Raw genomic sequence first — 15729 nt, forward strand, 5'->3', positions numbered from 1 at the left:
CATTCCCCAACAAAGAAGGCCAGTCGCGTGCGCACGTGACTGGCCTTTTTTCTGAGACTTACGGCCGAAAAGCCGGATAATGGCGGCCAAATCGTCTAGCCGTTATTCTGGTAATCCCCCATGGAAATCAAGGTCAACTTTCTCGACAACCTTCGACTTGAAGCCAAGTTCGACGACTTCACGGTGGTGGCCGATCAACCTATCCGCTACAAAGGCGATGGCTCGGCACCGGGTCCGTTCGATTACTTCCTGGCGTCGTCGGCGTTGTGTGCGGCGTATTTCGTGAAGTTGTACTGCGACACTCGCAGCATCCCCACCGAAAACATCCGTCTGTCGCAGAACAACATTGTTGACCCGGAAAACCGCTACAACCAGATCTTCAAGATCCAGGTCGAGCTACCGGCGGACATCTCCGACAAGGACCGCCAGGGCATCCTGCGTTCCATCGACCGTTGCACCGTGAAAAAAGTGGTGCAAGCCGGGCCTGAGTTTGTGATCGAAGAAGTGGAAAACCTCGACGCCGATGCCCAGGCGTTGCTGATGCCTGCGTCTAATTCAGAGGCTCACACCTATATCGCCGGCAAGGATCTGCCGCTGGAGCAGACCATCGCCAACATGTCGGCCATTCTGGCGGACCTGGGCATGAAGATTGAAATCGCCTCGTGGCGCAATATCGTGCCCAACGTGTGGTCGCTGCATATCCGCGACGCGCACTCACCGATGTGCTTTACCAATGGCAAGGGTGCGACCAAGGAAGGCGCGTTGGCGTCGGCGTTGGGCGAGTTTATCGAACGACTCAACTGCAACTTCTTCTACAACGACCAGTTCTGGGGCGAAGACATCGCCAACGCTGCGTTTGTGCATTACCCGAACGAGCGCTGGTTCAAGCCTGGCCGCAAAGATGAACTGCCAAGTGAAATTCTCGACGAGTACTGCCTGAAGATTTACAACCGCGACGGCGAGTTACGTGGTTCCCACCTGATCGACACCAACTCGGGCAATGAAGAGCGCGGCATCTGCTCGCTGCCCTACGTGCGCCAGTCGGACGGCGAAGTGGTGTACTTCCCGTCCAACCTGATTGAAAACCTGTTCCTGAGCAACGGCATGAGTGCCGGTAACACGCTGGCCGAAGCCCAGGTGCAGTGCCTGTCGGAGATCTTCGAGCGCGCGGTAAAGCGCGAAATCATCGAAGGCGAATTCGCCCTCCCGGATGTGCCGGCCAGCGTGCTGGCGAAGTACCCCGCCATACTGGCCGGTATTCAGGCGCTGGAAGAGCAGGGATTCCCCGTGTTGGTGAAGGATGCGTCCCTGGGGGGTGAATTCCCGGTGATGTGCGTCACGTTGATGAACCCGCGTACCGGCGGTGTGTTCGCCTCGTTCGGCGCGCACCCGAGCCTGGAAGTGGCGCTGGAACGCAGCCTGACCGAATTGTTGCAGGGCCGCAGCTTCGAAGGCCTCAACGACCTGCCCCAGCCGACGTTTGAAGGCCATGCGGTGACCGAGCCGAACAACTTCGTCGAGCACTTTATCGACTCCAGCGGCGTGGTGTCGTGGCGCTTCTTCAGTGCCAAATCGGATTACGAATTCGTGGAGTGGGACTTCTCCGGCCAGGGTGAAAACTCGAATACCGAGGAAGCCGCGACCTTGTTCGGCATTCTCGAAGGCATGGGCAAGGAAGTGTACATGGCGGTCTACGAGCATATCGGCGCCAAGGCGTGCCGCATCCTGGTGCCGGACTATTCGGAAATCTATCCTGCGGACGATCTGATCTGGGACAACACCAACAAAGCGCTGTTCTTCCGCGCCGATATCCTCAACCTGCATCGCCTGGACGAAGAAGAACTGCAATCGCTGGTTGAGCGTCTGGTGGAAAGTGAGCTGGACGACTACACCGACATCACCAGCCTGATCGGCATCGAATTTGACGACAATACGGCGTGGGGTCAGCTGACGATTCTTGAGTTGAAGCTGCTGATTTATCTCGCCTTGCAGCAATATGAAGAGGCGAAAGAGGCGGTAGAAATGTTCCTGCAGTACAACGACAACACGGTTGAGCGTGGTTTGTTCTACCAGGCGGTCAATGTGGTGTTGGAGATGAAGCTGGACGAAGACCTGGAACTGGAAGACTACGAGGCCAACTTCCGTCGGATGTTTGGCAACGAGCGCACGGATGCAGCGATCGGATCGGTGGACGGCAGCGTGCGTTTCCATGGCTTGACGCCGACCAGTTTGAAACTGGAGGGGCTCGACAGGCACCTGCGGTTGATCGAAAGCTACAAGAAACTGCACTCGGCACGGGCCAATGTGACCGCGTTATCCAGTTAATAGCGCCAACAAAAAAGCGAAGCCAGGTGGCTTCGCTTTTTTGTTACTGACTGGATAGCTGCTTTTTAGAACGGAATATCGTCATCAAAGCTGTCGAAATCCGGAGCCGGTTGCGGAGCAGCCTGCTGTGGAGCCGGAGCCTGACGCGACTGTTGCGGTGCTGCCGACTGCTGCGGACGCGGAGCCTGTTGGCGTGGGGCTGGAGCGGACTGCTGGTAGTTATTGCCCCCGCCTTGTTGGTCGCCCTGCTGTGGACGGCCGCCCAACAGCTGCATGGTGCCTTGCATGTCGACCACGATTTCAGTGGTGTAACGCTTGATACCGTCTTTTTCCCACTCGCGGGTCTGCAGCTTGCCTTCGATGTAGACTTGCGAACCTTTACGCAGGTACTCGCCGGCGATTTCGGCCACTTTGCCGAACATCGACACACGGTGCCATTCGGTCTTCTCGACCTTCTGACCGGTTTGCTTGTCGGTCCACTGTTCGCTGGTCGCCAGACTCAGGTTGGTCACGGCGTTACCGTTAGGCAAGTAGCGAACTTCGGGATCCTGGCCGCAAGTGCCGACCAATATGACTTTGTTAACCCCACGGGCCATAACGTTCTCCTAGGCTACGCACGCTGCCCCGGCCGGGTTGTTCACCAGGCGTTCAAGGGTGGTGCGATCCAATAGTTCTGTGTCCAATTTGATGTAAATCGCCGCTTCATCAGCAACGATCACCGCATCTGTTACCCCTACGACGGCCTTCAGGCGCTCAACCAGACCCGCTTCGCGGATCGCCTCGGGCGACAACGGCAAGCGCAGGCTCGTGACATAAGGTGGTTCGCGCATGGTAACAGCAAAGGCCAGCCAGAGGGCAGCCAGGCCGGCGCATCCAAGGAATACAACCGACAAACCGCCATGCTGGAACAGCCAACCGCCGAGGATGCCACCGAGCGCCGAGCCAAGGAACTGGCTGGTGGAATAAACCCCCATCGCCGTGCCTTTGCCGCCTGCCGGTGAAACCTTGCTGATCAGCGATGGTAGAGAAGCTTCCAGCAAGTTGAACGCGGTAAAGAACACCACCGTTCCGATCACCAGAGCTCGCAAGCTATCGCCGAACTGCCAGAAGAATAGCTCAGTGAGCATCAGCGTCGTGACGGAACCGAGTAAAACTCGTTTCATTTTGCGTTTCTTCTCGCCGTAGATAATGAACGGGATCATGGCGAAGAAGGAAATCAGCAGCGCGGTCAGGTACACCCACCAATGCTGCTCTTTGGGCAGCCCGGCTTTTTCGACCAGCGCCAACGGCAACGCAACGAAGCTCGACATCAACATCGCGTGCAACACAAAAATGCCCAGGTCCAGACGCAGCAGGTCCGGGTGCTTGAGCGTCGGTATCAGCGCCTGGCGCGCAACACCGGACTCGCGGTGCTGCAACGGCCCGGTCGAGCGCGGCACCATGAACATCACGATCACGATGCCGAACAGCGCCATGCCGCCCGTGGCGAGGAACAATCCGGAGAGGCCGAAGGCGCGGGTCAGCAACGGTCCTACAACCATCGCGACAGCGAACGACAGACCGATCGTCATGCCAATCATGGCCATGGCTTTGGTCCGATGCTGTTCACGGGTCAGGTCTGACAGCAACGCCATCACCGCCGCGGAAATCGCCCCGGCGCCTTGCAGGATTCGTCCGGCGATCACGCCCCAGATCGAATCGGCATTGGCCGCCAGCACGCTACCGAGGGCGAAGACGATCAGCCCCAGGTAAATCACCGGACGACGGCCGATGCGGTCGGAAATGAAGCCGAAAGGAATCTGGAAGATCGCCTGGGTCAGGCCGTAAGCGCCAATCGCCAGCCCGATGAGGGCCGGGGTCGCTCCTGCCAGATCCATCCCATAGGTCGCCAGAACCGGCAACACCATGAACATGCCAAGCATACGGAAGGCGAACACCAGGGCCAGACCGCTTGCCGCGCGGGTCTCACTGCCACTCATGCGTTCGCTGTGGGGATCGTGCATGGAAAAACCTCATGTGAACCGGCGGCGATTCTACCAGTCCCATCGATTGACAGGGTATATCGCGACGCTTTGACGCGCTCTGCTGACAGACTCTTCATGTAAGGCTGCAACCCGCTCATTCGATAGTGTGCATCCATCCAGTATTTGGCCGTATACTCCTACGTTTTCGACGCCCGCCGAGCGAGGCCACTTTGGACAAGATCCTGATTCGTGGGGCCCGAACCCACAACCTGAAGAACATCGACCTGACCCTGCCACGGGACAAACTGATCGTCATCACCGGCCTGTCCGGATCCGGCAAATCGTCCCTGGCGTTCGACACGCTATACGCCGAAGGCCAGCGCCGCTACGTCGAATCGTTGTCGGCGTACGCCCGGCAATTTTTGTCGATGATGGAAAAACCTGACGTCGACACCATCGAAGGATTGTCGCCAGCCATTTCCATCGAACAGAAGTCGACCTCGCACAACCCGCGTTCGACGGTCGGCACCATCACCGAAATCTACGACTACCTGCGCCTGCTGTATGCCCGCGTGGGTATTCCGCGTTGCCCGGATCACGACATTCCGCTGGAAGCGCAGACCGTCAGCCAAATGGTCGACCTGGTCCTCGCCCAACCGGAGGGCAGCAAACTCATGCTGCTGGCCCCGGTGATCCGCGAGCGTAAAGGCGAACACCTTTCGGTCTTCGAAGAACTGCGCGCCCAGGGCTTTGTGCGAGCCCGGGTCAACGGCAGGCTCTGTGAGCTGGACGAATTGCCGAAGCTGGATAAGCAGAAGAAGCACTCGATCGATGTGGTGGTCGACCGCTTCAAGGTCCGCGCCGACCTGCAACAGCGCCTGGCCGAATCGTTCGAAACCGCGCTGAAGCTGGCGGACGGCATCGCCCTGGTCGCGCCAATGGACGACGAGCCCGGCGAAGAAATCATCTTTTCCGCGCGCTTCGCCTGCCCGATCTGCGGTCATGCCATCAGCGAGCTGGAACCCAAGCTGTTCTCCTTCAACAACCCGGCTGGCGCTTGCCCGACTTGCGATGGCCTGGGGGTCAAGCAATTCTTCGACATCAAGCGATTGGTCAATGGCGAACTGACGCTCGCAGAAGGCGCGATTCGTGGCTGGGACCGGCGCAACGTCTATTACTTCCAGATGCTCGGCTCGTTGGCTTCGCACTACAAGTTCAGCCTGGAAGTGCCGTTCAACGAACTGCCCGCCGATCAGCAGAAGTTCATCCTGCACGGCAGCGGGTCGCAGAACGTTGACTTCAAATACCTGAACGACCGTGGCGACATCGTCAAACGCTCGCACCCGTTCGAAGGCATCGTGCCGAACCTGGAACGCCGCTACCGCGAAACCGAGTCCGCCTCGGTGCGTGAAGAGCTGGCCAAGTTCCTCAGCACCCAGCCTTGCCCGGATTGCCGCGGTACTCGCCTGCGTCGTGAGGCTCGGCACGTTTGGGTGGGCGAGAAAACTCTTCCTGCGGTGACCAATCTGCCGATTGGCGATGCCTGTGAATACTTCGGCGTGCTGAAGCTCACTGGCCGTCGCGGTGAAATTGCCGACAAGATTCTCAAGGAAATTCGCGAGCGATTGCAGTTCCTGGTCAACGTTGGCCTGGACTATTTGTCGCTGGATCGCAGTGCCGACACATTGTCCGGTGGTGAAGCGCAGCGTATCCGTCTGGCCAGCCAGATCGGCGCAGGCCTGGTGGGCGTTCTGTACATTCTCGACGAACCGTCAATTGGTTTGCACCAGCGGGACAACGATCGGCTGCTCGGCACCCTCAAGCACCTGCGGGACATTGGCAACACGGTGATCGTGGTCGAGCACGACGAAGATGCGATTCGCCTGGCTGACTACGTGGTGGATATCGGTCCGGGCGCAGGTGTACACGGCGGGCACATTGTCGCCGAAGGGACGCCAGCCGAAGTCATGGCTCATCCAGATTCACTGACCGGCAAATACTTGTCGGGCCGGGTGAAGATTGCAGTCCCGGCCAAACGCACGCCGCGTAACAAGAAGTTGTCGCTGTCCCTCAAGGGCGCCCGTGGCAACAACTTGCGCAATGTCGATCTGGACATTCCAATCGGCCTGCTGACCTGTGTAACCGGCGTGTCCGGTTCGGGCAAGTCGACGCTGATCAACAACACCCTGTTCCCGCTTAGCGCTACGGCATTGAACGGTGCGACGACGCTCGAAGCGGCCGCTCACGACAGCATCAAAGGCCTGGAGCATCTGGATAAGGTTGTCGACATCGACCAGAGCCCCATCGGTCGAACGCCACGCTCCAACCCGGCGACCTACACCGGGTTGTTCACACCGATTCGCGAACTGTTCGCCGGTGTGCCGGAGTCCCGCTCCCGCGGTTATGGTCCTGGACGCTTCTCCTTCAACGTGAAGGGCGGACGTTGCGAAGCGTGTCAGGGCGATGGCCTGATCAAGGTGGAAATGCACTTCCTGCCGGACATCTATGTCCCGTGCGACGTCTGCAAGAGCAAGCGCTACAACCGCGAAACCCTGGAGATCAAGTACAAGGGCAAGAACATCCACGAAACCCTCGAGATGACGATCGAGGAAGCGCGGGTGTTCTTCGACGCGGTTCCGGCCCTGGCGCGCAAGCTTCAGACGCTGATGGATGTCGGCCTGTCGTACATCAAGCTCGGGCAATCAGCGACCACGCTGTCAGGTGGCGAAGCCCAGCGGGTGAAGCTGTCCCGTGAACTGTCCAAGCGCGATACCGGCAAGACGCTGTATATCCTCGATGAGCCGACGACCGGCCTGCACTTCGCGGATATTCAGCAGCTGCTCGACGTCTTGCATCGATTGCGCGACCACGGCAACACTGTGGTGGTGATCGAACATAACCTTGATGTCATCAAAACCGCTGACTGGTTGGTGGACCTGGGGCCGGAAGGCGGTTCCAAGGGTGGACAGATCATTGCCGTCGGCACGCCAGAGGAAGTGTCGGAGATGAAACAGTCGCACACCGGCTTCTATCTCAAACCGCTGCTGGCTCGCGACAAGGCTTGAATCACGGCCAAGAAAAAGCCCCTGTCACTTTGTCGGTGACAGGGGCTTTTTTGTGTCTTGTGTCTGTAGGAGCAAAGCTTGCTCGCGATGGCGATTTCGAAGACGCCATCGCAGGCAAGCCGTGCTCCTACAAAGCAGAATCAGAACTGCGATTGCAGGTAATTCTCCAGACCAATCAACTTGATCAGACCCATCTGCTTTTCAAGCCAGTAGGTGTGGTCTTCTTCGGTGTCATGCAATTGAACCCGCAGCATCTCGCGGCTGACATAGTCCTTGTGCTGCTCGCAGAGCTCGATGCCCTTGCAGAGCGCGGCGCGGACCTTGTATTCCAGTCGCAGGTCAGCGGCGAGCATGTCCGGCACGGTAGTGCCGACATCAAGGTCGTCCGGACGCATGCGCGGCGTGCCTTCGAGCATCAGAATCCGACGCATCAGGGCATCAGCGTGCCCGGCTTCTTCTTCCATTTCGTGGTTGATACGTTCGTAGAGCTTGGTGAAACCCCAGTCCTCATACATCCGCGAATGGACGAAATATTGATCACGCGCCGCCAGTTCGCCGGTCAGCAACGTGTTGAGGTAATCGATTACGTCTGGGTGGCCTTGCATCGCCCTACATCTCCCTGCTTGAAAGTCTGTAGTCTGAACCAAGCAGACTGTTTGGTCACTCTGCCTACGCGATAAAAGCGAAGATATTCTGAGAAAAGTGGTTTAAATAACGCAAAAACCGCCCTAATGAGGGCGGTTCTGCTTCTCGTTTAGACTTCGTTAAGCTGTACGCCCAACGCCTTTGCGATTGCTTCTCCATACGCCGGGTCGGCCTTGAAGAAGTGCTGTAGTTGACGATCAACCACGTCTCCGGAAACCCCTGCCATTGCACCAGCAATGTTGTTTATCAGCAGCGTTTTCTGCGCATCGCTCATCAGACGGAACAGCGCACCCGCGTGGCTGTAGTAGTCAGTATCATCGCGATGATCGTAACGATCGGCCGCACCACTCAGCGCCAGCGCTGGCTCTGCATAGCGAGGCGCTTGTTTCGGCGATTCGATGTAGCTGTTCGGCTCGTAGTTAGGTGTCGCACCGCCATTGCTGCCAAACGCCATCGAACCGTCGCGCTGATAGCTGTTCACCGGACTGCGAGGTGCGTTCACCGGCAGCTGCTGGTGGTTGGTGCCAATGCGGTAGCGGTGAGCATCGGCGTAAGCGAACACTCGACCTTGCAGCATGCGGTCAGGCGACAAACCGACACCTGGGACCATGTTGCTCGGCCCGAACGCCGCTTGCTCGACCTCAGCAAAATAGTTCTGCGGGTTGCGGTTAAGCTCCAACTCGCCCACTTCGATCAGCGGAAACTCTTTTTGCGACCAGGTCTTGGTCACGTCAAACGGGTTCTCGTAGTGCGCTGCGGCCTGAGTCTCGGTCATGATCTGGATGCACACGCGCCATTTCGGAAAATCACCGCGCTCGATCGCGCCGAACAGATCACGCTGTGCGTAATCGGGATCGGTACCAGCTAGGCGCGCCGCATCTGCCGGAGTCAGGTTTTTGATCCCTTGCTTGGTCTTGTAGTGCCACTTCACCCAGTGACGTTCGCCATTGGCGTTAATCAGACTGTAGGTGTGGCTGCCGAAGCCGTGCATGTGACGGTAGCCATCGGGGATGCCACGGTCCGAGAACAGAATGGTGACCTGGTGCAACGCCTCAGGTGAGTGCGACCAAAAGTCCCACATCATTTGCGCGCTTTTCAGATTGCTTTGCGGCAGACGTTTCTGGGTATGAATAAAGTCCGGGAATTTCAAAGGATCGCGGATGAAGAACACTGGCGTGTTGTTGCCGACGATGTCCCAGTTGCCTTCTTCGGTGTAGAACTTCAGTGCGAAACCACGTGGATCGCGCTCGGTGTCAGCCGAACCACGCTCACCGCCCACGGTGGAAAACCGCAGGAAGGTTGGGGTTTGCTTGCCGACAGACTCAAACAGTCTGGCGCTGGTGTACTCGGTGATGTTCCGAGTGACGGTGAACGTACCGTAAGCACCCGAACCTTTGGCGTGTACGCGGCGCTCAGGAATGTTTTCGCGGTTGAAGTGAGCAAGTTTCTCGATCAGGTGAAAGTCGTCGAGCAGCAGTGGGCCACGAGGACCGGCGGAACGAGAATTCTGGTTATCAGCGACAGGAGCGCCACTGGCGGTGGTAAGGGTTTTATTTGGGCTCATGCGATATCTTCCTTTGTCAGTCTTTCCTACTGCCGGCTAATCGGCTGAGAGGGAGTATTGACCATCACCATGACACCATCAAATTCATTAAATTGTGAGAATCGATAGATAAATACTAATGAGGCTTTATCGCCTGGGCTTTTTGATACTTTTCGAGCGCGCACAAAAAACCGGGCACTAGGCCCGGTTCTTCGTTTCAGACTGACGTCTTACTCAGCGGATACAGCTTCACCACCGGCAGGACGATCAACCAACTCGACGTACGCCATAGGCGCGTTGTCGCCAGTGCGGAAGCCGCACTTGAGGATGCGCAGGTAGCCACCCTCACGGGTAGCGTAACGCTTGCCCAGGTCGTTGAAGAGCTTACCAACGATAGCTTTCGAACGAGTACGGTCGAAAGCCAGACGGCGGTTAGCCAGGCTGTCTGTCTTGGCCAAAGTGATCAGCGGCTCAGCAACGCGACGCAGTTCTTTAGCTTTCGGCAGTGTAGTTTTGATCAGCTCGTGCTCGAACAGCGACACTGCCATGTTTTGAAACATGGCCTTGCGGTGCGAGCTAGTGCGGCTCAGGTGACGACCACTTTTACGATGACGCATGGTTCATTCCTTACCAAACACAACGTTCGGTGATTACGACGATCAGGCAGTCGCCTTGTCGTCCTTCTTAAGACTTGCAGGCGGCCAGTTGTCGAGGCGCATGCCGAGGGACAGACCGCGGGAGGCCAGAACGTCCTTGATTTCAGTCAAGGATTTCTTGCCAAGGTTCGGAGTCTTCAACAGCTCTACTTCGGTACGCTGAATCAGGTCACCGATGTAGTAGATGTTTTCCGCCTTAAGGCAGTTAGCCGAACGTACAGTCAGTTCCAGATCGTCAACCGGGCGAAGCAGGATCGGATCGATCTCATCTTCCTGCTCGACAACCACTGGCTCACTGTCACCTTTGAGGTCGACGAACGCAGCCAACTGCTGTTGCAGAATGGTTGCAGCGCGGCGAATAGCCTCTTCAGGATCCAGAGTACCGTTGGTTTCCAGATCAATAACCAGCTTGTCCAGGTTAGTACGCTGCTCGACACGGGCGTTTTCCACCACGTATGCGATACGGCGAACCGGGCTGAACGAAGAGTCAAGCTGCAAGCGACCGATGCTGCGGCTTTCGTCTTCATCGCTCTGACGCGAGTCTGCCGGTTCATAACCACGACCACGAGCTACGGTGAGCTTCATGTTCAGGGCGCCGTTAGACGCCAGGTTAGCGATTACGTGATCGGGGTTAACGATCTCGACATCATGATCCAGCTGAATATCGGCAGCGGTAACCACCCCCGAACCCTTCTTCGACAAGGTCAGCGTAACTTCGTCACGGCCGTGCAGCTTGATAGCCAGACCTTTAAGGTTCAACAGGATTTCAATTACGTCTTCCTGTACACCTTCGATGGCGCTGTACTCATGGAGCACACCGTCAATCTCGGCCTCGACTACTGCGCAGCCGGGCATTGAGGACAACAGGATGCGGCGCAGCGCGTTGCCCAGGGTGTGGCCAAAACCACGCTCGAGAGGCTCGAGAGTGATCTTGGCGCGGGTTGGACTGACAACCTGCACATCAATATGGCGGGGTGTCAGGAACTCATTTACCGAAATCTGCATGGATGCACCTATTTTCTAGCCCTTACTTGGAGTAGAGCTCGACAATCAGGCTTTCGTTGATGTCGGCGGACAGATCACTGCGAGCTGGAACGTTCTTGAAAACGCCCGACTTCTTCTCAGTGTCTACTTCTACCCATTCTACGCGGCCACGTTGGGCACACAGATCGAGAGCTTGGACAATGCGAAGTTGGTTCTTTGCTTTCTCGCGAATCGCGACCACGTCACCAGCACGAACCTGGTACGACGGCACGTTTACGGTCTGACCGTTAACGCTTACGGATTTGTGCGATACCAGCTGACGGGATTCGGCACGAGTAGAGCCAAAACCCATACGGTATACGACGTTGTCCAGACGGCATTCGAGCAGTTGCAACAGGTTTTCGCCAGTTGCACCTTTCTTGCCAGCAGCTTCTTTGTAGTAGCCGCTGAATTGACGCTCGAGAACGCCGTAGATACGACGGACCTTCTGCTTTTCACGCAGTTGGGTGCCGTAATCGGACTGGCGACCGCGGCGTTGGCCGTGGATACCAGGTGCTGCTTCAATGTTGCACTTCGATTCGATCGCGCGCACGCCGCTCTTCAAGAAGAGATCGGTGCCTTCGCGACGAGCGAGTTTGCATTTTGGACCAATGTAACGAGCCATTCTTTACAATCTCCTGGATTACACGCGGCGCTTCTTCGGCGGACGGCACCCGTTGTGCGGGATTGGCGTCACGTCGGTGATGCTGGCGATCTTGTAGCCACAGCCGTTCAAAGCGCGGACTGCAGATTCACGACCTGGGCCTGGACCTTTGACGTTGACGTCGAGGTTTTTCAGGCCGTATTCCAGCGCAGCTTGACCAGCACGTTCAGCAGCTACTTGAGCAGCAAACGGGGTGGACTTGCGGGAACCGCGGAAACCCGAACCACCGGAGGTAGCCCAGGAAAGAGCGTTACCTTGACGGTCGGTGATGGTCACGATTGTGTTGTTAAAAGACGCGTGGATGTGGGCGATGCCATCAACCACTGTCTTTTTGACTTTTTTACGAGGACGAGCAGCAGGTTTAGCCATGATTAATTTCCTGTCGATTCGCTGGGGCGATTACTTGCGGATCGGCTTACGCGGACCTTTACGGGTACGCGCGTTAGTCTTGGTACGCTGACCGCGTACTGGAAGACCACGACGATGACGCAGACCGCGATAGCAACCGAGGTCCATCAAACGCTTGATTTTCATGTTGATTTCGCGACGCAGGTCACCTTCAGTGGTGAACTTCGCCACTTCGCCACGCAGCTGTTCAATCTGCTCGTCGCTCAGATCTTTGATCTTTGCGGCTGGGTTTACCCCAGTCACTGCACAGATCTTCTGTGCAGTAGTGCGACCAACACCATAGATGTAGGTCAGCGAGATAACAGTATGCTTGTTATCTGGAATGTTAACGCCTGCAATACGGGCCATTCAGTGGGACTCCAATTGACAGCTACCTACGCCCCGGAAGCCAAGAAATAGGGCGCGAGATAATATCGCTGTAATAACAAATAATCAACCCGGTAGCGCACTAGCTACCGGGCTTGAAGCACAATCACACTCAGCCTTGGCGCTGTTTGTGACGCGGTTCCGCGCTGCAAATTACTCGAACAACACCTTCGCGGCGAATAATCTTGCAGTTACGGCACAGCTTTTTCACCGATGCACGAACTTTCATCACCAACTCCTCGAACCTTATGGGTACTCAGCGCAACATGCCGCTGCCGTAACCCTTCAGGTTGGCTTTCTTCATCAGGGATTCGTACTGGTGCGAAACGAGGTGCGATTGTACTTGGGACATGAAGTCCATCACAACCACGACGACGATCAGCAACGAGGTCCCGCCAAGGTAGAACGGTACGTTTGCTGCAACCACCAGGAACTGGGGCAGCAAGCACACGGCCGTCATGTAAAGAGCACCGAACATGGTCAAGCGAGTCAGAACGCCATCAATGTAGCGCGCAGACTGCTCACCTGGACGGATGCCCGGAATAAAGGCACCGGACTTCTTCAGGTTTTCCGCTACGTCTTTCGGATTGAACATCAACGCCGTATAGAAGAAGCAGAAGAAAATAATCCCTGCACTAAACAGCAGAATATTCAACGGCTGACCAGGAGCGATCGACTGCGAGATGTCCTGCAACCAGCCCATACCTTCAGACTGGCCGAACCAGGCACCCAACGAAGCCGGGAACAGCAAAATGCTGCTCGCGAAAATGGCCGGAATAACACCGGCCATGTTCACCTTCAGCGGCAAGTGGCTAGTCTGCGCAGCGAAGACCTTGCGGCCCTGCTGACGCTTGGCGTAGTGAACAGCAATACGACGCTGACCACGCTCAATGAACACCACGAAACCGATAATCGCTACTGCCAGCAAACCGATGGCAACCAGGGCGAAGATGTTGATATCACCCTGACGCGCAGACTCGAAAGACTGCCCGATCGCTCTCGGAAGACCGGCGACGATACCCGAAAAAATCAACATCGAGATACCGTTGCCAACACCACGCTCAGTAATCTGCTCACCCAGCCACATCATGAACATCGCACCAGCCACAAAAGTGGATACCGCGACGAAATGGAAGCCAAAGTCACCAGTGAACGCAACGCCCTGCCCCGCCAGACCAATGGACATGCCAATTGCCTGAACGAGAGCGAGAACGACAGTGCCGTAGCGGGTGTACTGGCTGATCTTGCGACGGCCAGCTTCACCTTCCTTCTTCAACTGTTCCAGCTGCGGGCTCACGGCGGTCATCAGCTGCATGATGATCGATGCCGAAATGTACGGCATGATCCCCAGTGCAAAGATGCTCATCCGTTCCAGCGCGCCGCCGGAAAACATGTTGAACAAGCTAAGAATGGTCCCCTCATTCTGTCGAAACAGGTCCGCGAGTCGGTCCGGGTTGATACCTGGAACCGGGATGTGTGCGCCTATTCGGTAGACGATAATCGCCAGGAACAGAAAACGCAGACGAGCCCAGAGTTCAGACATACCGCCTTTGCCGAGCGCAGAGAGAGCACCTTGCTTAGCCATTTATTCCTCGAACTTGCCGCCAGCTGCTTCGATAGCCGCACGCGCACCTTTGGTGGCGCCGATTCCCTTTCCGATGGTGACAGCGCGAGTAACTTCGCCGGACAGCATGATTTTCACACGCTGAACGTTGACGTTGATCACGTTGGCATCTTTCAAGGACTGCACGGTGACGATGTCGCCTTCCACTTTAGCCAGCTCGGACAAACGCACTTCTGCGCGATCCATGGCTTTCAGGGAAACAAAACCGAATTTCGGCAGGCGACGATGCAGCGGCTGTTGACCGCCTTCAAAGCCTGGAGCAATGGTGCCACCGGAGCGGGAGGACTGACCTTTGTGGCCACGGCCACCGGTCTTGCCCAAACCACTACCGATACCACGGCCCGGACGATGCTTTTCGCGACGGGAACCCGGCGCTGGACTCAGATCATTGAGTTTCATCGATTAACCCTCGACACGCAGCATGTAGTAAGCCTTGTTGATCATCCCGCGATTCTCGGGAGTATCAAGTACTTCTACAGTGTGACCGATGCGACGCAGACCCAGACCCTTAACGCACAATTTGTGGTTAGGGATGCGGCCGGTCATGCTTTTGATCAGCGTAACTTTTACGGTAGCCATGATCAGAAGATCTCCTTGACGCTTTTGCCACGCTTGGCGGCAATGGATTCAGGAGACTGCATAGCTTTCAAACCTTTGAAAGTGGCGTGAACCACGTTTACCGGGTTAGTCGAGCCGTAGCACTTGGCCAGAACGTTCTGAACGCCAGCAACCTCGAGGACAGCACGCATAGCGCCGCCAGCGATGATACCGGTACCTTCAGAAGCAGGCTGCATGTACACCTTCGAAGCGCCGTGACCGGACTTCATTGCGTACTGCAGAGTGGTGCCGTTCAGATCAACTTGGATCATGTTGCGGCGAGCAGCTTCCATTGCCTTCTGGATCGCAGCAGGCACTTCACGCGACTTGCCACGGCCGAAGCCAACACGCCCTTTACCATCACCAACCACGGTCAACGCGGTGAAAGTGAAGATACGGCCGCCTTTAACGGTTTTGGCTACGCGGTTAACTTGAACCAGCTTCTCGATGTAGCCTTCGTCGCGCTTTTGGTCGTTATTTGACATAACTTAGAACTCCAGCCCAGCTTCACGAGCAGCATCAGCCAGCGCCTTGACGCGGCCGTGGTACTTGAAGCCAGAGCGGTCGAAAGCCACCTGCGAGACGCCAGCGGCTTTAGCACGCGTAGCGACCAGCTGGCCAACCTTAGTGGCCGCGTCGATGTTGCCAGTGGCGCCATCACGCAGTTCTTTATCCAAAGTCGAGGCAGATGCCAGGACTTTGTTGCCGTCGGCCGAAATGACCTGGGCGTAAATGTGCTGCGACGAGCGGAACACGCAGAGACGCACGACTTCTAGTTCGTGCATTTTCAGGCGTGCTTTGCGAGCGCGACGCAGTCGAGTAACTTTTTTGTCGGTCATTTGCTATGCC

17 protein-coding genes are annotated in these 15729 nt (G+C 56.7%); 2 read left to right on the top strand and 15 right to left on the bottom strand.

Annotated elements, in window-relative coordinates; translation table 11 throughout:
* Positions 1 to 120 precede the first annotated feature (120 nt).
* Positions 121 to 2325, top strand: coding sequence for an OsmC domain/YcaO domain-containing protein (locus tag KW848_RS17690; protein ID WP_111451225.1), 2205 nt, complete (start codon positions 121 to 123; stop codon positions 2323 to 2325).
* A gap of 65 nt (positions 2326 to 2390) precedes the next feature.
* Here KW848_RS17690 and KW848_RS17695 read toward each other — a convergent pair whose 3' ends face one another.
* Both KW848_RS17695 and KW848_RS17700 read right to left on the bottom strand, forming a co-directional pair.
* Positions 2391 to 2921, bottom strand: coding sequence for a single-stranded DNA-binding protein (locus KW848_RS17695; protein WP_008145505.1), 531 nt, complete (start codon positions 2919 to 2921; stop codon positions 2391 to 2393).
* 9 nt (positions 2922 to 2930) lie between these two features.
* On the bottom strand, positions 2931 to 4328 hold the full coding sequence (locus KW848_RS17700) for an MFS transporter (protein WP_008145504.1): 1398 nt from the start codon (positions 4326 to 4328) through the stop codon (positions 2931 to 2933).
* A 191-nt stretch (positions 4329 to 4519) separates the two neighbouring features.
* Here KW848_RS17700 and uvrA point away from each other — a divergent pair, with 191 nt between their 5' ends.
* Entirely contained in the window at positions 4520 to 7354 is a 2835-nt protein-coding gene (gene uvrA / locus KW848_RS17705) for an excinuclease ABC subunit UvrA (RefSeq protein ID WP_092277418.1), read from the top strand.
* 140 nt (positions 7355 to 7494) lie between these two features.
* Here uvrA and bfr read toward each other — a convergent pair whose 3' ends face one another.
* The 13 genes from bfr to rplR all read right to left on the bottom strand — a co-directional run bounded on the left by bfr (position 7495) and on the right by rplR (position 15719).
* Entirely contained in the window at positions 7495 to 7959 is a 465-nt protein-coding gene (gene bfr, locus KW848_RS17710; protein WP_076029558.1) for a bacterioferritin, read from the bottom strand.
* 149 nt (positions 7960 to 8108) lie between these two features.
* Complete coding sequence (locus tag KW848_RS17715; protein ID WP_218537605.1) at positions 8109 to 9563, bottom strand: catalase; 1455 nt, start codon at positions 9561 to 9563, stop codon at positions 8109 to 8111.
* A gap of 209 nt (positions 9564 to 9772) precedes the next feature.
* Entirely contained in the window at positions 9773 to 10159 is a 387-nt protein-coding gene (gene rplQ / locus KW848_RS17720) for a 50S ribosomal protein L17 (protein ID WP_008145500.1), read from the bottom strand.
* Between the two features lie 42 nt (positions 10160 to 10201).
* On the bottom strand, positions 10202 to 11203 hold the full coding sequence (locus KW848_RS17725) for a DNA-directed RNA polymerase subunit alpha (RefSeq protein WP_003186012.1): 1002 nt from the start codon (positions 11201 to 11203) through the stop codon (positions 10202 to 10204).
* A gap of 22 nt (positions 11204 to 11225) precedes the next feature.
* On the bottom strand, positions 11226 to 11846 hold the full coding sequence (rpsD, locus tag KW848_RS17730) for a 30S ribosomal protein S4 (RefSeq protein ID WP_003210056.1): 621 nt from the start codon (positions 11844 to 11846) through the stop codon (positions 11226 to 11228).
* An 18-nt stretch (positions 11847 to 11864) separates the two neighbouring features.
* Complete coding sequence (rpsK, locus tag KW848_RS17735; RefSeq protein WP_002555466.1) at positions 11865 to 12254, bottom strand: 30S ribosomal protein S11; 390 nt, start codon at positions 12252 to 12254, stop codon at positions 11865 to 11867.
* A gap of 30 nt (positions 12255 to 12284) precedes the next feature.
* The gene (gene rpsM / locus KW848_RS17740; protein ID WP_003186020.1) at positions 12285 to 12641 is read right to left on the bottom strand and encodes a 30S ribosomal protein S13; all 357 of its coding nucleotides are present in this window, start codon (positions 12639 to 12641) and stop codon (positions 12285 to 12287) included.
* A 130-nt stretch (positions 12642 to 12771) separates the two neighbouring features.
* The gene (rpmJ, locus tag KW848_RS17745) at positions 12772 to 12888 is read right to left on the bottom strand and encodes a 50S ribosomal protein L36 (RefSeq protein WP_002555468.1); all 117 of its coding nucleotides are present in this window, start codon (positions 12886 to 12888) and stop codon (positions 12772 to 12774) included.
* A gap of 27 nt (positions 12889 to 12915) precedes the next feature.
* The gene (secY, locus tag KW848_RS17750) at positions 12916 to 14244 is read right to left on the bottom strand and encodes a preprotein translocase subunit SecY (protein WP_003228718.1); all 1329 of its coding nucleotides are present in this window, start codon (positions 14242 to 14244) and stop codon (positions 12916 to 12918) included.
* A complete protein-coding gene (gene rplO / locus KW848_RS17755) occupies positions 14245 to 14682 on the bottom strand; it encodes a 50S ribosomal protein L15 (protein ID WP_007896782.1) in 438 nt (145 codons plus the stop codon).
* 3 nt (positions 14683 to 14685) lie between these two features.
* A complete protein-coding gene (rpmD, locus tag KW848_RS17760) occupies positions 14686 to 14862 on the bottom strand; it encodes a 50S ribosomal protein L30 (protein ID WP_003186033.1) in 177 nt (58 codons plus the stop codon).
* A gap of 2 nt (positions 14863 to 14864) precedes the next feature.
* Positions 14865 to 15365: a 30S ribosomal protein S5 gene (rpsE, locus tag KW848_RS17765; RefSeq protein WP_007943782.1), complete on the bottom strand. Its 501-nt coding sequence runs from the start codon at positions 15363 to 15365 to the stop codon at positions 14865 to 14867.
* A gap of 3 nt (positions 15366 to 15368) precedes the next feature.
* A complete protein-coding gene (gene rplR, locus KW848_RS17770) occupies positions 15369 to 15719 on the bottom strand; it encodes a 50S ribosomal protein L18 (protein ID WP_003186037.1) in 351 nt (116 codons plus the stop codon).
* Positions 15720 to 15729: the final 10 nt, after the last annotated feature.

It is taken from the genome of Pseudomonas sp. PDM25 (assembly GCF_019219045.1).
Taxonomy (GTDB): Bacteria; Pseudomonadota; Gammaproteobacteria; order Pseudomonadales; family Pseudomonadaceae; genus Aquipseudomonas.